Genomic DNA, 23,052 nt, shown 5'->3' on the forward strand with positions numbered 1-23,052 from the left:
TGGGGATTATACCCGTTCCAGCAGGGTGCGCACCGCCGGGGGCAGCTCGGCCTTTAGGGCCTCCAGCTCCTGCCGCACCGCGGCCGCACCCGGCCGGTACGCCTCGAGCTTTAGGGTCTCCCAGGCCCACGCGGCGCGTTCCACGGGCCCGCCCGTGCCCTTCCAGGCCGCCAGGACCCGGTCCGGGTACCCGACCCGCTCGAGGAAGCGGGCCACGCGCAAATACTGTACCTTCCGGGGGGCTCCTTCGGGAGTGCGCCCCTCCAGCGCCGCGTAGATCGCCGCGGCCTCCGGCCCGTACCGCTCCCGCACGAAGCCTGCGTCGGGCGGCGGGAAGGCCCACCCCTCCAGTACGAGCCGCACCGCGTCCGGGTAGGCCCGGTGCTCCTCGTAAAGGATCCGCGCCGCGAGGGTCTCCTCCGTATCCCCTGGAAACACGGGCACGCGCCGCTGCAGCACCACAGGTCCCGAGTCCACCCCGGCGTCCACGAAGTGCACGCTACACCCCGCCTCGCGCGCCCCGGCCTCGAGGGCCTGCCGCTGGGCGTGCAACCCAGGGAAGTCGGGGAGGAGGGAGGGGTGGATGTTCAGGATGCGGCCCGCCCAGGCCTCCACGAACACGGGCGAAAGGATGCGCATGAACCCCGCGAGACACACCAGGTCGATCCCGCGCGCTTCGAGCGCCGCTTGCGCCTGGGCCTCGAACGCGGCGCGCCCCCCGCGGGGCCAGGGGATGTGAAGGGCCTCCACCCCGGCTGAGCGCGCGCGGGCAAGGGCGGGCGCATCCTCGCGGTCCGAGACCACCAGCACCACCGACCCCAAGGCGTCCCCTTGGGGGAAGGTCCGGAGGAGACTCGCCAGGTTGGTGCCGCGCCCCGAAGCGAAGACGGCGAGGCGGGCCGGACGGTCAAGGGGAAACGCGTCCATGCCCCACCTCACCCGAGGGCTTCCGGCCGGTGCTTGCGCCAGTACCGCACCAGCCCCATCACGCTCATCCACGCCGGGTCGGCCAGCTCGTACTCCCGCACCTCCGCGGGCGAGAGGCCGGCGGCCTCGAGCGTCTCCCGCACCAGCGCCTCGAACTCCGGCACGATGGCTTCCGCCTCCATCCCCTGCGCAAGCCGCGCGCGGATCCAGTCCGCCCAGTGAACCAGCCGCGCCTCCAGCGCGTCCAGGTGCGCGGCCACGTCCGTGAACCGCCCGAAGTGGGTCAGGTAGAGGGCCTCGAGGCCCTCCCGGCGCAGCCGGTCCAAGGAGGCCCGCCACGCCTCCACGTGGATGTCCGGGGGCGGGCACGGGGGGAGGACCGGCCCGTTACCGATCCGGACCCCGCCCACGTCCCCCGTGAAGGCCACGCCCTCCACGCGGTAGGCGTGGTGGTGCGGCGCGTGGCCGGGGGTCTCCAGCGCCTGGAAGGCCACCCCGCCGATCCGGAGCACCTCCCCGCTCTCCACGGGGCGGACCTGTTCCGCCGGGATGCCCTCCACGCGCCCCCACAGGCGCTCCATCGCCTCGCGGTAGATCCGCCGGGCCGAGTCCAAGAGCCGGCTGGGATCCACGAGGTGCTTCGCGCCGCGGGGGTGCACGTACACCCGGGCCCCGTGGTGCGCAAACCGCCAGGCCGCCCCCGCATGATCCAGGTGGATGTGGGTGACCAGCACGTGGCGCACGTCCTCAGGCGCGTACCCCAGCGCCTCGAGCCCCTCCGCTAAGCGGGCGTACGCCGACTCGGGTCCGGTCTCGATGAGGACCGGCCCGTCTTGGGTCTCCACCACGAAGCTCGCGATGATGCGGGGCACCCCGGCGTGGTGCACGTCGATCGTGTGGATCACCGGGCCTCCTCCACGATCTGCGTCCTAAGCGCCCCGATGCCTTCGATCTCGACCACGACCTCGTCCCCCGGACGGAGGGGCCCCACCCCTTCCGGCGTGCCGGTGAGGACCACGTCGCCCGGCCGCAGGGTCATGAAGGTGGAGATGTAGCTGAGGACGCGGGCGACCGGGAAGATCATCTGGCGGGTGGAGGCCTCTTGCCGCACTGTGCCGTTCACGCGCGTGCGGAGGGTGACGGCCTGCGGGTCGAGGGCCGTCTCGAGCCACGGCCCAAGGGGGCAGAACCCGTCCGCGGACTTCGCGCGGGTCCACTGCAGGTCCGTGCGCTGCTTGTCCCGCGCCGTCAGGTCCAGCGCGCACGTGTACCCCAGCACGTGCTCGAGCGCCGCCTCCTCCGAAACGTTGCGGAGCGGCTTCCCGATGACCAGCGCGAGCTCCCCCTCGTAGTGCAGTTCCTTCGTCCAGCTGGGGTAGGCCACCCGCGCGTCCGGGTCCGCGAGCGCGTTGGGGGCCTTCAGGAAGAGCCCCGGCTCCTGCGGGAGGTCCTTCCCGAAGTCGTGCCCCATCTCCCGGATGTGGTCCAGGTAGTTGCGCCCCACGCAGACGATCGCTCCGGGCGTGGCCGGCGCGCGGAGCCGCACTTCCTCTAGCGCGAAGGTGCGGCCGGTCGTAGCGCCGGCCGGCCCCTCGGTCTCCTGGATCGTGCGGCCTTCCAGCACCCCCCAGCGCCCCTCGTTGAACCGAACCAGCTTCATGGGAAAAAGTATACCCTCACCCCTCGAGCTCCGCCGCGAGCGCCTCCCACCGGGCGTATCGCTCCGCCAGCGCGCGCTCCAGCTCCGCTTGCTCGCGCGCGATGCGGGCGTAAGCCTCGGGGGAAAGGCCGGGGGTGTTCGCCTCCTGGGCGAGGGCCTGCCCGCGCGCCTCGAGCGCGGCAATCTCGGCCTCGAGCCGCTCCAGGGCGCGCTCGGTGTGCCAGCGGCTCTTGCCCCGACGGCGCGCGGGTCGGGGTTTTTGCGGCGCGGTGGGGGGAGTCTGGGGCGTGGAGCGCAGGCGCGCCAGGGCCTCGGAGGGCGGGGCGGGGTGGTCGTCGAACCGCCCCTCCCCCAGCCGCCAGGTGCGCGTCGCGACCCGGTCCAGGAAGGCCCGGTCGTGGCTCACCACGATCAGGGTGCCCGCGTACGCCGCTAGGGCCGCCTCCAACGCCTCGATCGTCTCGAGGTCCAAATGGTTCGTGGGCTCGTCCAGCACCAAGAGGTTGGCTTCTTTGAGGGCGAGCAGCAAGAGCATGAGCCGGGCCCGCTCCCCGCCGGAAAGGTCCCGCACCTTCTTGAACTGCGCGGCGTACGGGAAGCGCCACGCCCCCAACAGGTCGTGCGCCTTGCGTTCACCCACCAGGTCGTAGAGCGTCTCGAACAGTGTGCGCTCCGGGTCCACCCCGCTGAGCCGCTGGTCGTAATACCCCAGCACCACCCGCGCACCGAAACGCACCGTGCCCCTAGGATCGTCCGAAGCCAAGAGGCCCAGGAGCACCTTGAGGAAGGTGGTCTTCCCCGCCCCGTTCGGCCCCACGAGGGCCACGCGTTCCCCCCGCCGAAGCACGAGGTGCTCCACGGAGAATAACCGCCGCGCCCCGAAGGCCTTCACGAGCCAACGTGCCTCCAAGACCCGCTCCCCCGAGGGAGTCGCGGGAAACCGGATCCGAAGGCCGGCCGCCTTGCGCGGCGGCTCGGGCGGAGCCGCGGCCAGGTGGCGCTCGAGACGCGCCTCGAGCGCGTCCTTCCGCGCGGCCTGCTTGGCGCTGGTGGCCGCCCAGCGCCGGGTGCGCTCGAGGCTAGCCTCTAAACGGGCTTTTTCCCGCGCCCAGTGCTTCCACGCAGCGACCTCGGCCTCGAGCTCCCGCGCGCGCGCCGCCCGGAAGGCGGTATACCCGCCCTCGTACACCTGGAGCCGTCCGTTTTGGAGCAGGGCGGTCTTTTGAGCGACGCGGTCCATGAACGCGCGGTCGTGCGAGACGAAGAGGAGCGCGCCGCCATACCCCCGCAGGAACTCCGCGAGCCAGTCGCGCATCTCGAGGTCCAGGTGGTTTGTGGGCTCGTCGAGCAACAGCGCGTCCGCTCCCGAGAGCAAGGCCGCACCGAGCGCCAGTCGGCGGGCCTCCCCCCCGGAAAGGCGCGCCGCTTCCTCCTCCTCCCGGCCCGCAAACCCCAGCCCTTTGAGGACCGCCTCGTACCGGGCGCGGCGGGTGTACCCCCCACCGGCCTCGAACCGGGCGTGCAGCGCCTCCCAACGCGCGTACACCTCGGGGTCCGCGAGGCGGGGCTCGAGGGTGGCGAGTTCCTTTTCCATGGCTTCCAGCCGGGCGAAGCCTTGCTTGAGCACGGCCGCGACCGTCTGTCCCGGCAGGAAGATGGGGTCCTGGGCCAGTGCGGCGAGGTGCGCCTGGGGCGCGCGGATCACGCGGCCCGCGCTGGGCTCGAGCTCCCCCAGGAGGATCCGGAGGAGCGTGGTCTTTCCTGCGCCATTCGGCCCCACGAGGGCCACGCGCTCCCCCGTGCGCAGCTCAAAGCGCACGTCCTGGAACAGGTCGCGCCCGCCTACCGTGTAGGTGATGGCTTCCAGCGTAACGATCCGCATTAGCGTCGCCTCATCAGGATCTGCAATCCTCGAGCCAGCACCGCGAGGGCCACGAGCAGCACGGCGCTTAGGGCCTTGGGGTCCGTGCGCAGGGCGTAGAGCAGGTAGGCGTACCCCCAGATCGCCCCGAAGGGGATGGGGTAGATCCCGCGTCGGGTGTGCCGCCAGTACGCCAGGTAGTAAAGAAGCACGCCGAGAAGCCCCACCCCGAGCGCCGCCAGGGTGGGTCCGGGACGCAGGTACAGGAAGAACCCCAAGGTGGGCGCGATACCGCCGCCGCCGCGGAAACCGAAGTAGAGGGGCCAGGTGTGCCCCGCCACCACCCCGAGGGCCATGAGCGGCACCGTCCAAGGATGCTCAGCGAAGACGCTCAGGTACGCGACCACCGCGCCTTTTGCCATGTCCAGCAGGGCGACCGCCACCCCCCAGGCCGGCCCGAGCTGCCGGAACACCCCTGAGCCGCCGGGAAGGTCAGCACGCCGGATGTCCGTTCCACGTAGCAACCCGGCGATCACCCCGAAGGCGAGCGAGCCCACCAGGTAGCTCAGCGCCACGAGTAGCCCATCCATCGCTTTCGTAGGTTAGCATCTTGCGTGTGTTAGACTGTATTTGGAAATTAACGAGAAGCGTTTCCACGGGTTGCCATGAGGAAAAAATCACCATCCATGAGGTCGCCAAGCACGCCGGAGTCGGGATCGGCACCGTCAGCCGCGTGATCAACAACCACCCTTCCGTCCGGCCGGAGACCCGCGCGCGCGTCCTCGCGGCCATGGAAGCGCTGGGCTACACCCCCAACCCGCACGCGCGCCGCATCGCGGGAGGGCGCAGCTACACCGTCTCCGTCATGCTGCCCTTCATCGCCACCGAGTTCTACACCCGGCTCGTGGAGGGCATCGAACGCGTGCTTTCCGAGCAGCGCTACGACCTCGCCCTCTTCCCCATCCTGACCAAGCGGCGGCTCGAGCGCTTCCTCACCAGCCACACCCTCGCCTACCAGACCGACGGCTTGATCGTCGCCTCGTACAACCTCGCCGAGCTCTTCCCCGGCGGGCATCTCCCCACCGACCGCCCGGTGGTCTTCGTGGACGCGCAAAGCCCCCGGCACGACTCGGTCTACCTGGATAACCGCCTGGGCGGGCGGATCGCCGCGGAGTACCTGATGCGCTTCCCCGGTGGCCTGTACGCGATCGGGGTGGAGGAGGAGCTCGATCAGGCCTTCAAGAACACGGGGTTCGCCGAGCGGATCCAAGGATTCCAGGAGACCCTCGCCCAACACAACCGCCCCTTGCCGCCCCGCCACGTTTTCAAAACCCGCTTCAGCGCTGAAGGCGGACGCCTCGCCCTACAGCACTTCCTGCGCCAGGGCAGCCCCCCCTTCAACATCTTCGCCACCGCGGACCTCGTCGCGCTCGGCGTGATCGAGGAGGCCCAGCGCCTCAAGCTCAACATCGGCCAGGACGTTCGCGTCCTGGGGTTTGACGGCCAGCCCTGGACCGAAGCTAAAGGCATCTCCACCCTGATGCAACCGGTCGAAGCCATGGGAGAACGCGCCGCGACACTATTGCTCGAACGCATGGAAGGGCATAAGGGCCGACCGCGTTCGGTGCGGTTCGAGCCCATCCTGATCGAGCGCACCTCGACCGGGTACCCGCCGGACGCGGTGTACGTCCCCTAGGCGTGGGCGTACTGCAGCTCGTACAACTTCGCGTAGTACCCGCCGGCCTCGAGCAACTCCGCGTGCGTGCCCTCCTCGACGATGCGGCCCTTCTTGAAGACCAGGATCCGGTCCACGTGCTGAATCGTTGAGAGGCGGTGCGCGATGATCACCGAGGTGCGCCCCTCCATCACGCGCTCCATCGCGGCCTGGATCTTGCGCTCGGTCTCGGTATCTACGCTCGCCGTGGCCTCATCGAGGATCAGGAGGATGTCCGGGTTGTGCAGTACCGCGCGAGCCAGGGCGAGGAGTTGCTTCTGCCCGGTGCTGAGCCCGCCCCCGCGCTCGTGAAGCACCGTCTGGTACCCTTGGGGCAGCCGCTCGATGAACTCGTCTACCCCCACGAAACGGCACACCTCGCGGATGCGTTCCATCGGGATGCGCTCGTCCCCAAGGCGCAGGTTGTCCTCGATGGTGCCGGAGAAGAGGAAGGGGTCTTGAAGCACCAGCACCAGCCCAACCGCCCGCCGCAGGTCCTGCTGGCAGTACTCGCGCACATCCCGCCCGTCGATCAGCACGCGGCCCTTCTGGGGGTCGTAGAAACGAGTGATGAGGCTGATCGTGCTGGTCTTCCCTGCGCCGGTCGCTCCCACCAGGGCCACCTTCTCCCCCGGGCGGATCTGGAAGGACACGTCCTTGAGGACCCACTCGTCCTCCGCGGGTTCCCGGCCCGCCGGGGTGTAGGCGAACCACACGTGCTCGAAGCGGATCTCGCCCTTAAAGCGCGTGACCGGCAGGGCGTCGGGCTTATCGGTGACCTCCTCCGGGGTGTCCAGCAGGTTAAAGATCCGCTCGGCCGAGGCCATCGCGGCTTGGAAGATGTTGAACTTGTCGGACATGTCCTGAAGGGGCTGGAAGAAGTTGCGCGCGTAATCCAGGAAGGCCACGAGCACCCCAAACGTGATCGCCCCGCGCAGCACCTCTCCCCCACCGTACCAGATGAGCAAGGCCACCGTGATCTCGCCCAGCACCCCCACGATGGGGAAGAAGATCGCGAACCAGCGGATCACCTCGATCCAAGCGTCCCGCAGGCTTCGGTTCAGCGCGTCAAAACGCTCCGCCTGCCGGGCCTCCTTCACGAAAAGCTGCGTGGTCAAGACGCCGGAGAGGTTCTCCTGAAGGGCGGCGTTCACCCGCGCCAGCCTTAGGCGCATCTCCCGGTACGCCTCGCGCATGTGCACGCGGATCCAGGTCGTGACCCCCAGCAAGGCCGGCATCACCGCGAACGCGACCAAGGCCAGCTTCCAGTTCAGGGCGAGCATGAAGGCCATGATCCCCACCAGCATGAAGAGGTCGGCCAACAACCCGACCAGCCCTGCGGTGATGAACTGGTTGATCGCGTCCACATCCGAGGTAATGCGGGTCAGCAAACGCCCCACCGGGGTGCGGTCGAAATACCCCACGTGCAGCCGCTGGATCTTGCGGAAGATGTCCGAACGGAGGTCGTAGAGCACGCGCTGCCCGATCCAGGCGAGAAGGTAGGTTTCCGCGTAACGGGCCGCGAAATCCAAGGCACGCACCCCGAGAAACACCAGGCTCGCCCAGAGCAAGATCCGGTAGCGTTCGGCCACGGCGCGGGCCTCCTGCGGCACGATGGCCTCGTCGATCGCGTACCGCAGGATCAAGGGAAACACGTTCGCGGTCAAGGTAGAGATCAACAAAACGACGAGTGCAAGGACGACCTGCCGCCAGTAAGGCCGCACGTACTGCAGGATGCGGCGCGCAAGCCGCGGGTCGAAGGACTTCTTGTACGCCTCGTCTTCGCTATGCATCACTCCACCTCAGCCTCGAGCCGCTGCATGCGGTCCAGCTCCGCGTAAATCCCGCCCGCCTCGAGCAACGACTCGTGCGTGCCCTCCTCGACCACCCGGCCTTCGTCCAGGACCACGATCCAGTCCGCGTGGCGGAGCGTGCTGGTGCGGTGCCCGATCAGGATCGTGGTCTGCCGTCCCAGGACCTGCTTCAAGCCGTTCAGGATGCGCGACTCGGTCTCGGTGTCCACCGCGCTCATCGCGTCGTCCAGGATGAGGATCCGCGGCTGCTTCGCGAGCGCGCGGGCCAACGCGGTGCGCTGGCGCTGCCCGCCCGAAAGCGTTACGCCCCGCTCCCCGAGCGGCGTCCGGTACTGTTTGGGGAAGTCCAGGATGTCCTCGTGCACGCCCGCGAGTTTCGCGGCCCACACCACGCGCTCCATATCCACCTCGTCCAGCCCGAACGCGATGTTCTCCGCGATCTCCTCGGAGAAAAGGAACGGCTCCTGCGGCACCATGCCTACCGCGCCGCGCAGCACCGCGAGGGGGATCGTGCGCACCTCGTGCCCCCCCACGTAGACCCGGCCCCGCGTGGGTTCAAACAGGCGCGGGATGAGGCTGACCAGCATCGTCTTGCCGCTCCCCGTCCGGCCGGTGATCCCGAGGGTGGCGCCTTCCGGGATGGTCAGGGTGATCCCCTGCAAAATGGTCCGCCCCCCCAGCTCGAGCCAGACGTCCTCGAACCGCACCTCGCCGCCAAGCGTGCGGATCGCGGGGTTCACCTCGGGACCGTCCTGGATGCGCGGCTTCGCCTCGAAAACCTCCTTGAGGCGCGCCCAGCTGGTGGCGGCGCGCTGGAAGATGCCCATCACCCACCCAAGGCCCAGGAGAGGCCAGGAGAGCTGGAGCAGGTACGCGTTGAACTGGACGAGCTCGCCGAGGCTCATCGCGCCGCGGATCACGTCCTGGCCGCCGAACCACAGGACCGTGACCACGGTGAGGCCCGTGAGGAGGCTCATTAATGCGTGCAGCGGCCCCTCCACGCGGGCCAGGGCCAGGCTGCGCTCGATGTAGGCCTGGTTGAGCTTCTGGAAGCGCTCGAGCTCGCGTTCCTCGAGGGCGAACCCCTTGACCACGCGGATGCCGGAGAAGTTCTCCTGGGCGTGGGTGCTGATCCGGTCGAAGACCTCCTGCGCTTCGCGGTAGCGGCGGTGCACCAGGCGCAGCAGGACGCGCAGCGCGATGAACACAGGAGGCACCAGGAGGGTGATGAGGAAGGCCAGCCGGGCGTTGACCAGGTACATGGAGGCGAAGGCCATGAGCAGGAAGAGCACGATCCGCCAACCTATGTTGATGCCCGGGCCCAGCACGTCCCGCACGGCGGAGAGGTCGGTGTTGAGTTTGTTCATCAGGTCCCCCACCCGGGTCTTGCCGTAGTAGTAGGCATCCATGGTGAGGAGCTTCTCGAACAGCGCCCGGCGGATCCCGTACTCGACCTCACGGCTCGCGACGATGGAAAGTCTGCGCTGGGCCCAGGAGAAAAGCCCGGCGATCACCCCCGCGAGGACGACCAGGCCCGCGTACGTCACGTACGCGTCGGTGCCCTGACCGATCGCGTCGATGGCTTTTCGGAGGAAGTACGGGGCAATGATCACCGCGCCCAGGCTGAGCAGCCCGAAGGTAAGCCCCAGGGCGTACTTCCAGGCGAAGGGGCGCACGAAGCGCCACACGTCACGGACCAGCGTTAGAACTGACCGGTCAGTTTCCATCATCTCGATAATACTCCTTCATCCAATCCACCCAAACGCAACATACGCCCTCCGGCGAAGCGCGCCGCAGGGCTTATCCTAGCTCAGGCTAAGCGTCAAAAACGTGCGGCAAGGCGCGCAACCGCCTCGTCCGCCCGCTGCCCCAGGACGAGCACCTCGCTGGGCTTACGCAACCTCCGGGCAATCTTCCGGGCCAGGGAGGCCACCGCAGGGTTCTCGTCCTCCACCAGAAGCAGCACGCCCTTCACCCGGCCCAACCGGTCCAGGTACCGCGCCGCCCCGGCAAACTCCAGGTCCGTGGGCAGGTCCAGCTTCAACCCCATCCGCGCGCCTTCCTCGCGCAGGAAGGCCGGCGACCGGTCCGGATAATACGGGGCCAGATCCTCTTCCCGCAGCGCCTCCAGCACCTCCGGGTATAGCCGCGCGTCCTCCAAGAGGTACGGCTCGGCCGCAAGCCCCACCAAAGGACGCGAGGCGTCCAGCGAACCCCCCGGCGTGTAGGGACGGATCAAGTGCTGGGTGCGCTCGAGGGCCCGACGCACAATCTGGGGGTTGCGCACCAGCACCTGCCCAACCTCTGCGGCGGTGCCTTTGGTGTGCTCGGTCAGCTCCGCGGGTACCCGCAACACGGGCGGCAACCCAGGCACCACGCGGACCAGCATGCTCACCAAGTCCGCCGTCCAAGGGTTCTGCCCCCCGCCGCGCTCGCTCTCCACGCCGAACTGAGCGTCCGGGAGGAGCAGGTGGTCCACCCCCCTCTCCTTCAGCTCCAGCACCCGCGCCACCACAAGCCGTACGGGCCGCCCTCCCTCCAACCCCGCCAGGTCCGCACGCGCCAAAGCCGCGTCCACCGCCTCCGCGGGGCGCACGACCTCCACGCCCAATTCACGCAGGTACGCTTCCCAAAACGGGAGGTACCGCCGGTCCAGCCACGTGTCGAGAACACCAACGCGCATCAAGCCCCCATCTTACTCCCAACAAAACCCTTTAGCGCAAACCCCGCCCCACCCCGGCGGCCGTCAACTCCCGCACAAAGCGCAGCAACACCCGACGCCCCACGCGCAACGACGCTGGATCCACCCACTCCCCCGGCGTGTGCGCCCCGCCGCCGCGGTACACGCCGATCCCCAAAGCAGGAATCCCCGCCTCAACCGCCGCGCTCGCATCCGTCGAGCCCGCCTGGCGCAGCACCCTGACCCCCTCCGCCCAACACGCGGCCTCCGCCAGTGCCAGCAACCCCTCCGGCGCGGTGCGCCCCACCGGTCGGCGGCCCAACACCTCCACCTCGAGCCGTACCCCCACCCGTTGCGCAGCCGCCATCAGCGCCTGCCGCACCCCCCCCTCAAGGGCCCGCAACTCGCCCGGCTCGAGCGCCCTCAGGTCCAGCTCGCACCCCGCCTCGCGAGGCAGGGCGTTGATCGCCTCTCCTCCCCACACCCGCCCCGCGTTCACGGCCGTGTCCGCCCCCCGCGCCAGCGCGTACGCCTCCGCGAGCGCTTCCCCAAGAGCCCGGACCGGGTTCGGTGCCTTTCGGTCCCCCCAGGCATGCCCGCCCGGCCCTAAAAACCGCGCCCGCAACCGCACCGAACCCAGCGCTCGCTCCACCAGACTGCCCAGGTATCCATCCACCGCAACGAAAACCTCGGGCTTAAGGGCCCGCACCAAGGCCCGCGCGCCCTTAAGGTTCCCAAGCCCCTCCTCCCCCACGGTGAAGGCCAACACCACGCCCTCCGGGACCTCCCCCGCGAGGCTCGCCAGCACCGCGACGCCGCTCGAGTTATCCCCCACCCCCGGTCCCCACCACGCCCCTTCCGCCTCGCGGAGCGGGGTGGGCTCGAGGACCGTGTCGATGTGGGCGGCCAGCACCACCGTACCACGACCCACCCAGAGGTTTCCGAGAGCGTCCCGGCGCGGCTCCATCCCGCGTTGGCGGAAGTAAACCTCGAGGAAGTGGGCGCGTTCGGCTTCGGTGCGTAAGGGCGCGAAGGCGCGCAGAAGGTCCAGCACCGCGTGCGGCATGTCTCGGGGTTACTCCTCTGCGTCGGCCAGCCCTTCGCGGATGGCGTACAGGGCGGCCTGGGTGCGGTTGTTGAGGTGCAGCTTCGCGAAGATCTCGGAGAGCCGGTTGCGCACCGTCTTCTCCGAAAGCCCCAGCTCGTCCGCGATCTCCTGGTTCGTCGCCCCCTGCGCCAACAGCCGCAGGATCTGCACCTCCCGCTCCGTCAACTCCGCCGCCGGCGCCGTCGTCAGGGCCTCCCGCTTCGCCCGAAAATCCTGGATGATCTGCTCCGCCAGCTCCCCGTCCAAGAGCACCTCCCCCTGGTGCACCCGGCGGATCGCGTCGATCAGCTCCTCGGCCTGCGCGTCCTTGAGCAAATACCCCCGCGCCCCGGCCTTGACCGCCTCGAAGACGTACGCGTCCTGCCGGTACATGGTGAGCATGATCACCCGGGCCTCCGGGAACTCCCGCAGGATCTCCTGCGTGGCCTGCACCCCGTCCAGCTCCGGCATCTGGATGTCCATCAGAATCACGTCGGGACGCGTGGCGAGCGCCGTGCGCAGCGCCTCCCGCCCGTTCCCCGCCTCCCCGATCACCCGGAACTCCGGCTCGGCCTCCAGCAGCGTCCTGAGCCCCTGCCGGAACAGGGCGTGATCGTCCGCAAGCAGAATCCGGATCATGCTCCCTCAATTCTAAGCGAAACCGCCGAACTAGAGCCGGCCCGTGTTACAATAATTCAGCCCCCTAGGGTGGGGGTACGAGACCACACACAACGAGGGAGAACATGACCCATCCGAAGAGTGCGCTGATCGCCTACTGCCGCACCAAGGGGCTGGCAGGGCCCGAGTTCGACACCCGCGGCACCGGCCCCGAGCACGACCCCCTCTTCATCAGCGACGTCATGGTGAACGGCACCGTGGTCGCGACCGGCCAGGGCCGCACCAAACGCGAGGCCGAACGCATCGCCGCGGAACTCGCCTACGAAGCCCTGAAAAGCACCCACGGCGAGATCGAACGGAAAAGCGGCAGCGGGGGACGCAAGAAGAAGCGCAAATCCAGCGAACCCAGCAACAACGAGTCTTCCCCCGCGCTCACCTCCTGGCCGATCTTCCCCGAGGTGCTGGCCGAAGCGCTCCGGATCGCGAACCAACGCCTCCCCAACGGCCTGAAAGGACTCGAGGCCGCCGAGCAGGTCACGCGCCTCACCGCGGAGATCTACAAGGGACTGCTGGAGGACCTGACGGCCGAAGCAACGGAGTAGGCCGAGATCAGTTCAGTACACGAACTCACGGATGTCGTAACGGCTCGCCCGCACCCCCAAGCGGCGCACGGCGGCCGCGAGGCGCGCCAGTTCCGCCTCCACCTCCTCAGGGAGCATCGGTTCCAGGCCCGCCGCTTCGCGCAGCCGGGCGTATGCCGAGGTGGGGTGCTCCACAAACGGCGAGACGTAAACCAGGTCCTTCGCGTCCAGCGGCATCTCGCGTAACGCCTCGAGCGTGGCCTGGGCGTGCCGTTCGCGGTACGCCCGCCCCCCCACGCCTACCATCACGATCAGGCCCACGCCGAGCCCCGCTTGCTTTAGTTCCCCCACGAAGCGCACGAGCTCGGCCCGCGAGCCGGGCTTGTTGAGGAAGGCCAGCAGCGCGTCCAGGCCGGTCTCCATCCCGACGTACACCCGCTCGAGGCCCATCGTCTTGAGGGCCCGCCACTCCTCCAGGGTGTGCCGCTCCCCGGTGAAGACGTCGATAAAGCCGTACACCGGCCGGTCCGGAAAGGTCGCACGGGCCGCTTCCACGAGCGGAGCAAGCCGGTTCAACGAAAGCGCCAGGGCGTTCCCGTCCGCAAGGAAGATCCCTTTACGCAAGGCGAGGCCGCGCCCCAAAAACGCCCGGACCGCCTCCGCGTGCGCCGTGAACTCCGGGAGGTTGCGGGCACGGAACGGGCGGTCTGCGTAGAAGGTGCAGAAGGTACAGCGGTTCCAGGTGCACCCCTCGGTGGCCTGGAGGACGACCGCGAAATACTGGTCCGGCGGCAGGATCGAGATGGGCTTGTACACCTTAAGGAACCGCTCGCGTTCCGCCCACAAGCGCTCGGGTGTCCACCGGAGGACCTCCGCCTCCAGCCGCGCCCGCAACGCCGGGCCGGCCTCTCGCCACGCACGCTCGGCGAGTGCGTAGGCCTCGCGAAAGACCGCGAGGGCCTCCTCCACGTCCAAAACCCGCCGCACCCGCCGCCCCCCCTCCCGCACGCGCAGGTGCACCTCCGAGGCCAGACTGCGCTTATAGGTGCGCCCTGCCGCAAAGTAGGTGAGGAGACGCCCCTCCCGATCGAAACTCACGACGTGCGCACGGTCGGGGCTCACAACCGTCGCTTCGGGCCGAAGTTCGGCCAATAGCACGCTCATATTCTATGATGGGCGCGTGGCGCAGCGTTCGGTCCCCCTCACCGTCGTTCGGATGCTCGAGGCCCGCTTCGGCTTCCCCCTCACCCTGGTCGGGGACGGCCTCGAGGCCCGCGTGTTGCGCGGAGGGCCTTACGTCTTCAAGGTGTACGCCCCTCCCGAACGCGCCCTCGTCCGCCGGGAAGCGCGTAACATGGCCCGGGCTGGACTCAGCGAACGCGTGGTGGAGGTGCTGGACGATGCGACGCTGGACGGGTACGGTGCACTCATCATGCAAGCGTTCGAAGGGCAACCGCTCACCGCCGCGCGCTTTAACGACCGGGTCCTCGCGTACCTCTCCGGGTTCTTGCAACGCCTGCACACCCTGCCCGAGGCGGGGCGCACCTCGAGCACCGAGCTCGCCGCGCGGCTGGACGCTTTCGCTCAGGCGCTGCGCGACCTACCCGAGGCCACGGAGCTGATCCAGCAACTCAAGGGGCACCTCGCTCAAGTGGGCGGGGTGACGCACCGCTTTAGCCACCGGGACCTTTGGGCTGGGAACATCCTGGTGCGCGAAGGGGGAGAGATCCTGATCGTGGACTGGGCCCGCGCGGGTGGGGAGGACCCCGCCCGGGACCTGGCCATCCTGAAGACCGGCACGCTGGATCTCTTGGGCGAAGCGGCCGCTACCCACACCCTGCGGCGCATCGTGCGGCAGTACCCGGAGCCCCAAGCCCTCTGGGCGCGCCTGCGGTTCTACGTGCCGCTAACCTACTTGCACGACCTATACTGGTTCCGCACCAAGCACCCCGAGGGGTTCGCGGAGGCCGTGCGGGACAAGCTCCCACGCGCCCGGCGTTTTTACGAAGCGTTCACCCCGCTGTGATAGCCTTTGAGGGATGAAGGTCACGGTTGTGGATCACCCCCTTATTCAACACAAGCTGGCCCTTCTTCGGGACGAACGCACCGGAAGCAAGGACTTCCGAGAGCTCATGGCCGAGGTCTCGATGCTCATGGCGTACGAGGCCATGCGCGATCTGGAGCTCGAGGAGATCACCGTCAAGACCCCAGTCGCCTACGCGCGGGCGTACACCCTCTCGGGGAAGAAGCTCGCCCTGGTCGCGGTACTTCGGGCGGGGCTGGTGATGGTGGAGGGCATCGTGCGCCTGGTGCCGGCCGCCAAGGTAGGGCACATCGGGTTGTACCGCGATCCAGAGTCGCTCGCACCCGTCGAGTACTACGCGAAACTCCCGCAGGACATCCACGAGCGCCGGGTCTTCCTCACCGACCCCATGCTCGCCACCGGGGGCAGCGCCGCGCGGGCCCTTCAGATTCTGAAGGATAAAGGCGCGACCTCCATCAAGCTCATGAGCATCCTCGCGGCCCCCGAGGGCATCGAGCGGGTGCAGCGAGAACACCCGGACGTGGAGATCGTGACCGCGGCGGTGGACGAACGGCTGAACGAGAAAGGGTACATCGTGCCGGGCCTGGGCGACGCCGGGGACCGGATCTACGGAACGAAGTGACCCCGTACCGTTCCTAAAGGAGCTTATGCCCGAACCCCTCGAGCGTTTCCTGTGGAGCCTGGGCGTCGCGGACCCCACCGGTCCCGGGTGGCTGGCCGTGGTGGGCACCTTCGTACTCGCCGCGGTCGCCACCTGGCGGTTCATCCCCACGGTGCGGGCCTTCGCTTTGAAGGTAGGGTGGGCCGACCCGCCCTCCCCGCGCCGCCTGAACCGCACCCCGCTCCCTAACGCCGGGGGGCTCGCGATCTATGGGGGGGTGTGGGTCGCGCTGGTGCTGGCGTTTCTCTTGCGCCCCAACGTCCTGGTGGACGTCCAGCTCCAGGTGTTCGCGATCATGCTCGGGGGAGCGGTGCTCGTCCTCACGGGATTCGTGGACGACCAGTTCGGGCTGCCGCCCCTGTTTCGCCTGGGCGTGCAGGTCCTCACCGCGCTGTTGCTCTACGCGACCGGGATCCGCATCGAAGCCGCGTTCGGCTCGCCGATTGATCCCGCTCTTTCCTTCCTCCTCACGATCCTCTGGATCGTGGGCGTCACCAACGCGATGAACTTGATCGACGGGGTGGACGGCCTTGCGGGCGGTGTGGGGTTCATCACCGCGATGAGCCTCCTCGCGGCCTCCGCCCAGTTCGAAACCCGGGCGGCGGCCACCCTGGTCCTCGCCGCCTTGGGCGGGGCCGCGCTCGGTTTCCTCCGGCACAACCTGCACCCCTCGCGGATCATCATGGGGGACGCCGGCGCGTACTTTTTCGGGTACGTCCTCGCCGCGAGCAGCATCCTCGGTAACCTCAAGATCACCACCGTCTTCGCCCTCTTCCCCCCCCTCCTCTTCCTCCTCATCCCGGTCGTGGACACGGCCCAGGTCATCGTGCGCCGCCTTTTGGCGGGCAAGAACCCCCTCTCCACACCGGGCAAGGACCACCTGCACCACCGCCTTTTGGCCCGCGGGCTCTCGCAACACCAGGTGGCCTACCTCCTCTGGGGCGCCACGCTCCTCGCGAACCTCGCTGCGATGCTCGTGCAGGGCATGAACTACCCGACCGTCCTCACCACGGCTGGCGGCACGACCCTCCTGCTCGGTTTCGCCGTCTGGCGCCGCAGGCGCGCCGCGCAGCGCGAAGCCCAAACACCAGATCCCAACTCCACCGATCCCGAGGCGCAAACCCGATGAGCACCGTTGTACTCGCGTTCGGCACCCGCCCCGAAGCCACCAAGATGGCCCCTGTCTACCGTGCCCTCCGGCAGGTCCAGGGGCTCACCCCCCGGGTGCTCCTCACCGGGCAGCACAAGGAGCAGCTCGAGCAAGCCCTCTCGCTCTTCGAGGTGCCCGTCGCGGCCAACCTCGAGGTCATGACCGAGCGCCAGGCGCTTCCCGACCTCGCGGCCCGCATCCTGCCCCAGGCCGCGCGGAAGCTCCGGGAGCTCGAGGCGGAGTACGTGCTGGTGCACGGGGACACCCTCACGACCTTCGCGGTGGCCTGGGCAGCGTTCTTGGAGGGGCTGCCGGTGGGGCACGTGGAGGCCGGGCTACGCAGCCATAACCTTAGGGAGCCCTTCCCCGAGGAGGCCAACCGCCGGCTGACCGACGTGCTCACCGATCTGGACCTCGCCCCTACCCCGGGCGCGAAAGCAAACCTGATCCGCGAGGGCAAGCCGGCCGAACGCATCGTGGTGACCGGCCAGACCGGGATCGACGCGATCCAGTACGCCGCGCGGGTGGGGCGGCTGCCCGCGGGGTTGCCGCCCGGCCCTTACGTGACGGTCACGATGCACCGGCGGGAGAACTGGCCGCGGCTCGGCCATCTGGCCCATGCGCTGGCCGAGCTGGCGCGGGCGCACCCCCGGTACACCTTCGTCTACCCCGTGCACCTGAACCCCGTGGTCCGCGAGGCGGTCTGGCCGGTGCTGGAGGGGGTGCCGAACTTCGTGCTGCTCGACCCCTTGGAGTACGGGGCGATGGCCGCGCTGCTCCGCGAAAGCACGTTGATCGTGACCGACTCGGGAGGGCTGCAGGAGGAAGGAGCGGCCCTTGGGGTTCCGGTCGTGGTGCTCCGGAACGTGACCGAGCGGCCGGAGGGGCTCGAGGCCGGCATCCTCACGCTTGCGGGCACCGACCCCGCGCGGGTCTACGCCGTGGTGGACGGCCTGCTCACGGATCCCGAGGCGCGGGCGCGGATGCGGCGCGCCAAGAACCCGTACGGGGACGGCCGCGCCGCCCTGCGCGTCGCGCAGGCCGTGGCCTGGCGGCTGGGGCTCGGGACGCGCCCTGCGGACTGGCGGGCCTAAAGCCCAGGCCCCTGAGGGGCTTCGTATGTGGGGCGGGGGTACGTCCCCGCCCCACACGCCTCATTCGCCGAACTCCACCTTGGGCCGCAGCTTCAGCACCTCCTGCGGCTTAAGGTCCTCCACCCGCGCGGCCTGGACCTCCTCGGGGGCGATGGCCTCCCACCCCTTGGGCAAGAGCGCGTCGTTGCCCCACGCGGTCAGCACGTAGTTCAGCACCGCGGCGATCTGCGCGTCGTCGAAGCTGCCCCCCCAGGCCGGCATCTGTCCGTTGTAGCTACCGTTCACGGACTCGATTGGGCCCATCATGCCGAACAGCACCACCCGGATCAGGTAGTCGCGCCCTCCCTCAGCCGCGGCGATCCTAGGCAGCGTGCCCGCGAGCGGCGGGAAGATGCCGGGAAGCCCCATCCCGCTTTCCTGGTGGCACCCGGCGCACTGCTGGTACACCTGTGCTCCCAACCCATCCTGCGCCAGGGCAAGGCCTCCTAACAACAGGGCAACTAGCAGGGTGCGACCCCACACGCGCATATCGAGTCCCCCTTTCCACGTGACGCCCTTAGTATACAAAACCCGGCCGGGTACCCCGGCTACACCGCCTCCGGCCGCGCCGCATCCAGCCGCCGGGGCCAGGGGCGACGCAGGAAGAAGACCCACCCCGCGAGGGTGCAGGCTCCGAGCACCCCCGCGGCCATGCGCCCCCCTAGCGCCTCGAACAAGAGGCCCGTGAGGTAGGCGCCAAGCGGCCCCGTCCCCAACAGCACCAAAGAGTAGATGGACATCACCCGCCCCCTTAGCCGGTCGGGCACGATCGTCTGGACGGTGGTGTTCGCGCTGATCAGCGTGGTTACCATCGCGAACCCCGCCGCGATAAGAACGATGGCCACCCCCCACGCCGGAAGGCGCGCCAAGAGCAGCAGGTGCACCCCCCCCAACAACCCCGCCCCCAACAGCAGACGCGCCGGGCGTACGCTCGAGGCCCACGCCTGCCAGAGCGCTCCGCCGAGCGCCCCCAACCCCAGCGCTGAGAGCAGGAACCCGTACCCACCAGCCTCGAGGCCCAGCTCGAGCCGGGCGTACGCGGGGATGAGGGTCTGGAAGTTGATCCCGAAGATCCCCACCCAGAGCATGAGGAGGACGACGGTGCGCACGAGGGGGGTGGCCCAGACGTACCGCAGACCCTCCAGCGCTTGGGCGATGGGGTTGCCGCGCCGCTCCCCCGCGGCGTTCCCGACCGAGAGGCCGCGCAACACCAGGATTAGGGGGATGAAGGAGAGGGCGTTGAGGAGGAAGGTCCAGCCCATCCCGTACCGCGCGATCACCAGTCCGGCAACCGCCGGGCCCACCAGGCGCGAGAGGTTGAACCCGAAGGAGTTGAGGGAGATCGCGCCGGGGTAGCGCGCCCGCCCAGCGAGCTCCACGGTGAAGGCCTGGCGCGTGGGCAGGTCGAAGACGTTCGCGGTGCCGTAGAGCGCGGCAAAGATCAGGACGTGCCAGTACTGGACGGCCCCGGCAAAGATGAGGAGGCTCATCCCCAAAGCCAGCAGCATGAGGCTGGTCTGCGTAAGGAGCAACAGCCGGCGCTTGGGCGTCCGGTCGGCCACCACGCCCGCGAGGAGCGAGAAGAAGAGGGAGGGGGCAAACTGCAGCGCCACGACCAAGCCCAGCCGTTCGGCTGAGCCGGTGAGGACGAGGACCAGCCAGGCCTGGGTCGCGGCTTGCATCCAGGTCCCGAGCTGGCTGATGAAGAGGCTGATCCAGTAACGCCGATATAGGGGGTCGCGTAGGAGCTCGAGGGCCAACACCCCCCATCATATTACGCATCTGACTGACCGGTCAGCCTATTCTTGTGATTCCCGATCCTGTGCGGGCCCAAGCCCGCCGCGCGCCTGCAAGAACCCCACGCCCACCCCCACGAGCACCGCCGCGAGCCCTAGAAGATCCAGGGTCCTTTCCGGCACGAACAATGCCACCCCACCCCCTAAAAGCAAGGCCCGTTCCCAGGCCCGCAACGGACGGAACCCGTACCCTTCAAGAGCCATGGCGAAGGCGCACAAGGCCAGCGCGGCCCGCAACAGGTCCCACAAGACCTCAGGGGGCGAGCCCATCAAGAGCACCCCCGGCGCGTACACCATCAACAAGGGCACGAGGTACAACCCCTTCGCGAACTTCCAGGCTTGGAAGGCCGCGCGCATGGGGCTCGTTCCGGCCAACCCCGCCGCGGCGTAGGCCGCGAGGGCCACCGGCGGGGTGACGTTCGAGTCCTGGCTGAACCAGAAGACCACCAGGTGGGCCACGATCAAGGCGATCCCCAGCTCCTCCAGCGCCGGTCCGGCGAGGACCACCAGCACGATATAGGAGGCCGTGACCGGAAGCCCCATCCCCAACACTAAGCTCGCCAGCGCCACCAAAAGCAGCGCCAGCAAGGGGACCCCGCCGGAAAACCCGATCACCAGATCGCTGAACTTCAGCCCGAGGCCCGTAAGGCCCACCACCCCCACCACGATGCCCGCGGCGGCCGTAGCTACGCTCACGGGAACCGCGGCTCGCGCTCCCTTTTCAAAAGCCGCGATGATCTGTCCCAAACGCGGCCGGGAGGAACGGCGTACAAGCGCGGCGGCAAGCACGGTCAATACCGCGATGAACCCCACCCGCATAGGGCTCACCCCGGCGATCAGGTAGTACACCAGCACCCCCACCGGCAACAGGAAGTGCCAGCCCTCGAGGAGCACGCGCTTTAAGGGAGGCAGCTCCTCTGGGGGCAGCCCCCGCATGCCCCGCTTGGCCGCGATCAGATCCACGAAGAGGTAGACGGTGAGGAAGTACAAGAGCGCCGGGATCAAGGAGAGCTTCACGATCTCCAGGTACGGCACGCCGGTGAACTCCGCGATGAGAAAAGCCCCGGCCCCCATGATGGGCGGCATGATCTGTCCCCCGGTGCTCGCGGCGGACTCCACCCCCGCCGCCTCCTCAGGCCGGTACCCCAGCCGCTTCATGAGCGGGATGGTGAACGCGCCCGTCGTTACCACGTTTGCGATCGCGCTGCCCGAAACGGACCCCATGAAAGCCGAAGCGATCACGCTGGCCTTCGCCGGCCCGCCACGGCTCCGCCCCGCGAGGGCGTAGGCTAGGTCGATGAAGAACCGGCCCGCCCCGGTCGCCTCGAGCAGCGCCCCGAACAAGATAAAGATGAAGACGAAGGTCGCCGCCACCCCGAGCGGCAGGCCGTAAATCCCCTCGGTGGTCAGGTACAGCTGCCCCACCAAGCGCTGGAGGGAGTACCCCTTGTGCGCCAGGACCCCCGGCATGTACGGCCCCAAGAACGCGTAGGCCAGGAAGGCCGCGGCGATGAGGGTCATCGGCCAGCCGATCGCGCGGCGGGTGGCCTCGAGGGTAAGGAGGACCAGCGTGCTCCCCAGCCAGATGTCCTGCGGTTCCCACCACCCAAATCGCTCGATGATCGCGTCGTACCCGAAGTAGATGTACCCGCCCGTCACAAGGGCCAGCAGGACCAGCGGGCCGTCCACCATCCACCGCACGGCCGGGGAAGCCCGCCGGGAGACCGGCACCGTCAAAAAAAGCAGGGCGAGCACCAGCGCGAAATGCGCAGAGCGCTGGAAGATCGCGGGCATGGGGGACACGCCCGCAGTGTAGAGTTGAAACGCCACGAGCCCCAGCGCGAGCAGCGTCACCACGTAGCGCATGCCTCACCTCGTCCCAACCCCAAGCGCACGCCCGGACGGAAGGTGAGCCGCCGGTGCGCATAACGGGCGCTCAGGTCGTAGGCGCACCCACGGTGGTGGAGCGTATGGCGTACCTCGGGACTGCCGATGCGGAGCACCCACCCCTCGAGCGGCTCATCGATTCCCACGATCGCCAAGGCGTGCCCCGCCATCCCCACCACACGCCCCCTCCCGGGCACCTCACCCAACCCAGCCGCGAAGTAGGGAGTGCGCGTCTCCACCAGGTAAACGCGCCCCTCGCGGTACTCGAACACGTCCCACACCCGGATGCCGTCCACGGAGTGGACCCACGAGAGCGCGAACCGCTCCTCCTCCTTTAGCGGCAGGAACAGCACTCCCCTCCCGTCCACCTCGACCCAAACCCCCCGCTGCACCCCCAGGAAGAAGGCGAGGGCCCCCAGGCCTAACAACAGGCCGACGCCCAGGAGCCCCCGCATGGCCTACCGCTCGGGCTTCAGCGCTGCCGGCACCTCGAGGCCGAGCTCCTCGTAGTAGCGGAGCGCCCCCGGGTGGAAGGGGATCGGGGTGGAGTTCAAGGCGTACTCGGGGCTGATGATCTGCGCCACGGGGTGGATCTGCTCGAGCGCGTCCTTGTGCTCGTAAAGCGCCCGGGTGAGTTGGTAGACGAGCTCGGGGTCCGCGTCCCGGTGCACGAAGAGAACGTTCGCCACCTGGACGGTAGGACAGTCGTAATCCACGCCGGGATAGGTGCCGGCGGGAATGGTGAAGGGCGCGTAGTAACTAAACGCCTCCTGCACCTTTTGCTGCTCCTCCGGAGTCATGCACACCAGCTCCATATCCCGCGTGGTGGCCAGATCCACCAGGGAGCTGGCCCCCAGCCCCACCGACCAGCTGCCCGCGTCGATCGCCCCGTCCTTGAGCGCGTTCACGTTCTCCGCAAAGGAAAGGCGCTGAAGCTGCGCGAAGTCCGCGTAGGTCACCCCGAGCACCTCGAGGACGCTCTTGGTCATCACCTCGGTCCCCGAACCAGGCGCGCCCACCGAGACCCGCTTGCCCTTGAGATCCGCGATGCGGCGGATCCCGGTACTGCTCAGGGTCGCGATCTGCAGGGCGTTCGGGTACATCGCTCCGATCGCGAGGATCGGTTGGGGCTTGCCCTCGAACCGTCCGGTGCCCGCGTAGGCCTGGAAGACCACGTTCCCGGTGCCCAAGGCCACCTGGGCCTCGTCCAGCACCACCAGCCGCACGTTCTCCACCGAAGCGCCCGTGACCTCGGCGGTGGCCTCCACGCCCTCGACGAAGTCCGTCCAGACCTTGGCCATCCCCCCGCCCAGCGGGAAGTAGATCCCGCCGGTGCCGCCGGTCGCGATGGAGATCCGCGTCACCTGAGCCCCCGCAACGCCCCCCAGCAAGAGGAGCCCAAGGGCCACAACAGACCGCATGCCAAGCTTCATAACCCA

The 23,052-nt window shown here is 68.8% G+C and carries 22 protein-coding genes; 6 read left to right on the forward strand and 16 right to left on the reverse strand.

The features are described 5' to 3' along the window. Positions 1–6: 6 nt before the first annotated feature. Genes purN through MARKY_RS07915 form a run of 5 tightly spaced genes read right to left on the reverse strand, consistent with a single transcriptional unit; the run spans position 7 to position 5,038 of the window. Complete coding sequence (purN, locus tag MARKY_RS07895; RefSeq protein ID WP_013704348.1) at positions 7–927, reverse strand: phosphoribosylglycinamide formyltransferase; 921 nt, start codon at positions 925–927, stop codon at positions 7–9. A gap of 8 nt (positions 928–935) precedes the next feature. Next, positions 936–1,832: an MBL fold metallo-hydrolase gene (locus MARKY_RS07900; RefSeq protein WP_013704349.1), complete on the reverse strand. Its 897-nt coding sequence runs from the start codon at positions 1,830–1,832 to the stop codon at positions 936–938. Next, positions 1,829–2,587: a fumarylacetoacetate hydrolase family protein gene (locus tag MARKY_RS07905; protein WP_013704350.1), complete on the reverse strand. Its 759-nt coding sequence runs from the start codon at positions 2,585–2,587 to the stop codon at positions 1,829–1,831. Before MARKY_RS07905 ends, MARKY_RS07900 begins: the two co-directional genes overlap by 4 nt. Before the next feature lie 16 nt (positions 2,588–2,603). Beyond that, positions 2,604–4,469, reverse strand: a complete 1,866-nt coding sequence (locus MARKY_RS07910; RefSeq protein ID WP_013704351.1) for an ABC-F family ATP-binding cassette domain-containing protein — start codon at positions 4,467–4,469, stop codon at positions 2,604–2,606. Continuing rightward, positions 4,469–5,038 (reverse strand): glycerol-3-phosphate acyltransferase, encoded by a 570-nt coding sequence (locus MARKY_RS07915; RefSeq protein WP_013704352.1) that lies wholly within the window; start codon positions 5,036–5,038, stop codon positions 4,469–4,471. Before MARKY_RS07915 ends, MARKY_RS07910 begins: the two co-directional genes overlap by 1 nt. A gap of 26 nt (positions 5,039–5,064) precedes the next feature. On the opposite strand from MARKY_RS07915, the gene MARKY_RS07920 reads away from it, so the two are divergent. After that, a complete protein-coding gene (locus MARKY_RS07920) occupies positions 5,065–6,144 on the forward strand; it encodes a LacI family DNA-binding transcriptional regulator (RefSeq protein WP_013704353.1) in 1,080 nt (359 codons plus the stop codon). On the opposite strand, the gene MARKY_RS07925 is transcribed toward MARKY_RS07920, so the two are convergent. The 5 genes from MARKY_RS07925 to MARKY_RS07945 form a co-directional block, all read right to left on the reverse strand. Further along, a complete protein-coding gene (locus tag MARKY_RS07925; RefSeq protein WP_013704354.1) occupies positions 6,141–7,955 on the reverse strand; it encodes an ABC transporter ATP-binding protein in 1,815 nt (604 codons plus the stop codon). The two genes, MARKY_RS07920 and MARKY_RS07925, sit on opposite strands and share 4 nt — an antisense overlap. After that, positions 7,955–9,706 carry an ABC transporter ATP-binding protein gene (locus MARKY_RS07930; protein ID WP_013704355.1) on the reverse strand — a complete coding sequence of 584 codons (1,752 nt, stop codon included), beginning with the start codon at positions 9,704–9,706 and terminating at the stop codon, positions 7,955–7,957. The genes MARKY_RS07925 and MARKY_RS07930 overlap by 1 nt, the downstream gene beginning before the upstream one ends. A 92-nt stretch (positions 9,707–9,798) precedes the next feature. After that, positions 9,799–10,659 (reverse strand): hypothetical protein, encoded by an 861-nt coding sequence (locus tag MARKY_RS07935; protein WP_013704356.1) that lies wholly within the window; start codon positions 10,657–10,659, stop codon positions 9,799–9,801. Positions 10,660–10,690: 31 nt separating this feature from the next. Beyond that, positions 10,691–11,722: a M20/M25/M40 family metallo-hydrolase gene (locus MARKY_RS07940; protein ID WP_013704357.1), complete on the reverse strand. Its 1,032-nt coding sequence runs from the start codon at positions 11,720–11,722 to the stop codon at positions 10,691–10,693. A gap of 9 nt (positions 11,723–11,731) precedes the next feature. Beyond that, positions 11,732–12,382 (reverse strand): response regulator, encoded by a 651-nt coding sequence (locus MARKY_RS07945; RefSeq protein ID WP_013704358.1) that lies wholly within the window; start codon positions 12,380–12,382, stop codon positions 11,732–11,734. Between the two features lie 104 nt (positions 12,383–12,486). Here MARKY_RS07945 and MARKY_RS07950 point away from each other — a divergent pair, with 104 nt between their 5' ends. Further along, on the forward strand, positions 12,487–12,963 hold the full coding sequence (locus tag MARKY_RS07950; RefSeq protein WP_013704359.1) for a putative dsRNA-binding protein: 477 nt from the start codon (positions 12,487–12,489) through the stop codon (positions 12,961–12,963). A 12-nt stretch (positions 12,964–12,975) separates the two neighbouring features. On the opposite strand, the gene MARKY_RS07955 is transcribed toward MARKY_RS07950, so the two are convergent. After that, positions 12,976–14,106 (reverse strand): radical SAM protein, encoded by a 1,131-nt coding sequence (locus MARKY_RS07955; protein WP_013704360.1) that lies wholly within the window; start codon positions 14,104–14,106, stop codon positions 12,976–12,978. A 16-nt stretch (positions 14,107–14,122) separates the two neighbouring features. Between MARKY_RS07955 and MARKY_RS07960 the strand changes: the two genes are divergently transcribed. From MARKY_RS07960 to wecB, 4 genes are read left to right on the forward strand one after another with little or no spacing between them, the layout of a single operon-like run. After that, on the forward strand, positions 14,123–14,968 hold the full coding sequence (locus tag MARKY_RS07960) for a phosphotransferase (RefSeq protein ID WP_245526772.1): 846 nt from the start codon (positions 14,123–14,125) through the stop codon (positions 14,966–14,968). Positions 14,969–14,981: 13 nt separating this feature from the next. Further along, positions 14,982–15,608, forward strand: a complete 627-nt coding sequence (gene upp, locus MARKY_RS07965) for a uracil phosphoribosyltransferase (protein WP_013704362.1) — start codon at positions 14,982–14,984, stop codon at positions 15,606–15,608. A 25-nt stretch (positions 15,609–15,633) separates the two neighbouring features. Continuing rightward, on the forward strand, positions 15,634–16,776 hold the full coding sequence (locus MARKY_RS07970; RefSeq protein ID WP_013704363.1) for an MraY family glycosyltransferase: 1,143 nt from the start codon (positions 15,634–15,636) through the stop codon (positions 16,774–16,776). Continuing rightward, positions 16,773–17,891 (forward strand): non-hydrolyzing UDP-N-acetylglucosamine 2-epimerase, encoded by a 1,119-nt coding sequence (gene wecB, locus MARKY_RS07975; RefSeq protein WP_013704364.1) that lies wholly within the window; start codon positions 16,773–16,775, stop codon positions 17,889–17,891. Before MARKY_RS07970 ends, wecB begins: the two co-directional genes overlap by 4 nt. Before the next feature lie 60 nt (positions 17,892–17,951). Here wecB and MARKY_RS07980 read toward each other — a convergent pair whose 3' ends face one another. The 5 genes from MARKY_RS07980 to MARKY_RS08000 are packed head-to-tail and all read right to left on the reverse strand — an operon-like array spanning position 17,952 to position 23,034. Beyond that, complete coding sequence (locus MARKY_RS07980) at positions 17,952–18,419, reverse strand: c-type cytochrome (protein ID WP_013704365.1); 468 nt, start codon at positions 18,417–18,419, stop codon at positions 17,952–17,954. A gap of 59 nt (positions 18,420–18,478) precedes the next feature. Beyond that, positions 18,479–19,693, reverse strand: coding sequence for an MFS transporter (locus MARKY_RS07985; protein WP_013704366.1), 1,215 nt, complete (start codon positions 19,691–19,693; stop codon positions 18,479–18,481). A 36-nt stretch (positions 19,694–19,729) separates the two neighbouring features. After that, positions 19,730–21,592 (reverse strand): TRAP transporter permease, encoded by a 1,863-nt coding sequence (locus MARKY_RS07990; RefSeq protein ID WP_013704367.1) that lies wholly within the window; start codon positions 21,590–21,592, stop codon positions 19,730–19,732. Continuing rightward, positions 21,577–22,068 (reverse strand): DUF1850 domain-containing protein, encoded by a 492-nt coding sequence (locus MARKY_RS11435; RefSeq protein ID WP_013704368.1) that lies wholly within the window; start codon positions 22,066–22,068, stop codon positions 21,577–21,579. The genes MARKY_RS07990 and MARKY_RS11435 overlap by 16 nt, the downstream gene beginning before the upstream one ends. A gap of 3 nt (positions 22,069–22,071) precedes the next feature. Next, a complete protein-coding gene (locus tag MARKY_RS08000) occupies positions 22,072–23,034 on the reverse strand; it encodes a TAXI family TRAP transporter solute-binding subunit (protein ID WP_245526773.1) in 963 nt (320 codons plus the stop codon). Positions 23,035–23,052 lie beyond the last annotated feature (18 nt).

Origin of the sequence: Marinithermus hydrothermalis DSM 14884, from assembly GCF_000195335.1 — a bacterium.
Taxonomy (GTDB): domain Bacteria; phylum Deinococcota; class Deinococci; order Deinococcales; family Marinithermaceae; genus Marinithermus; species Marinithermus hydrothermalis.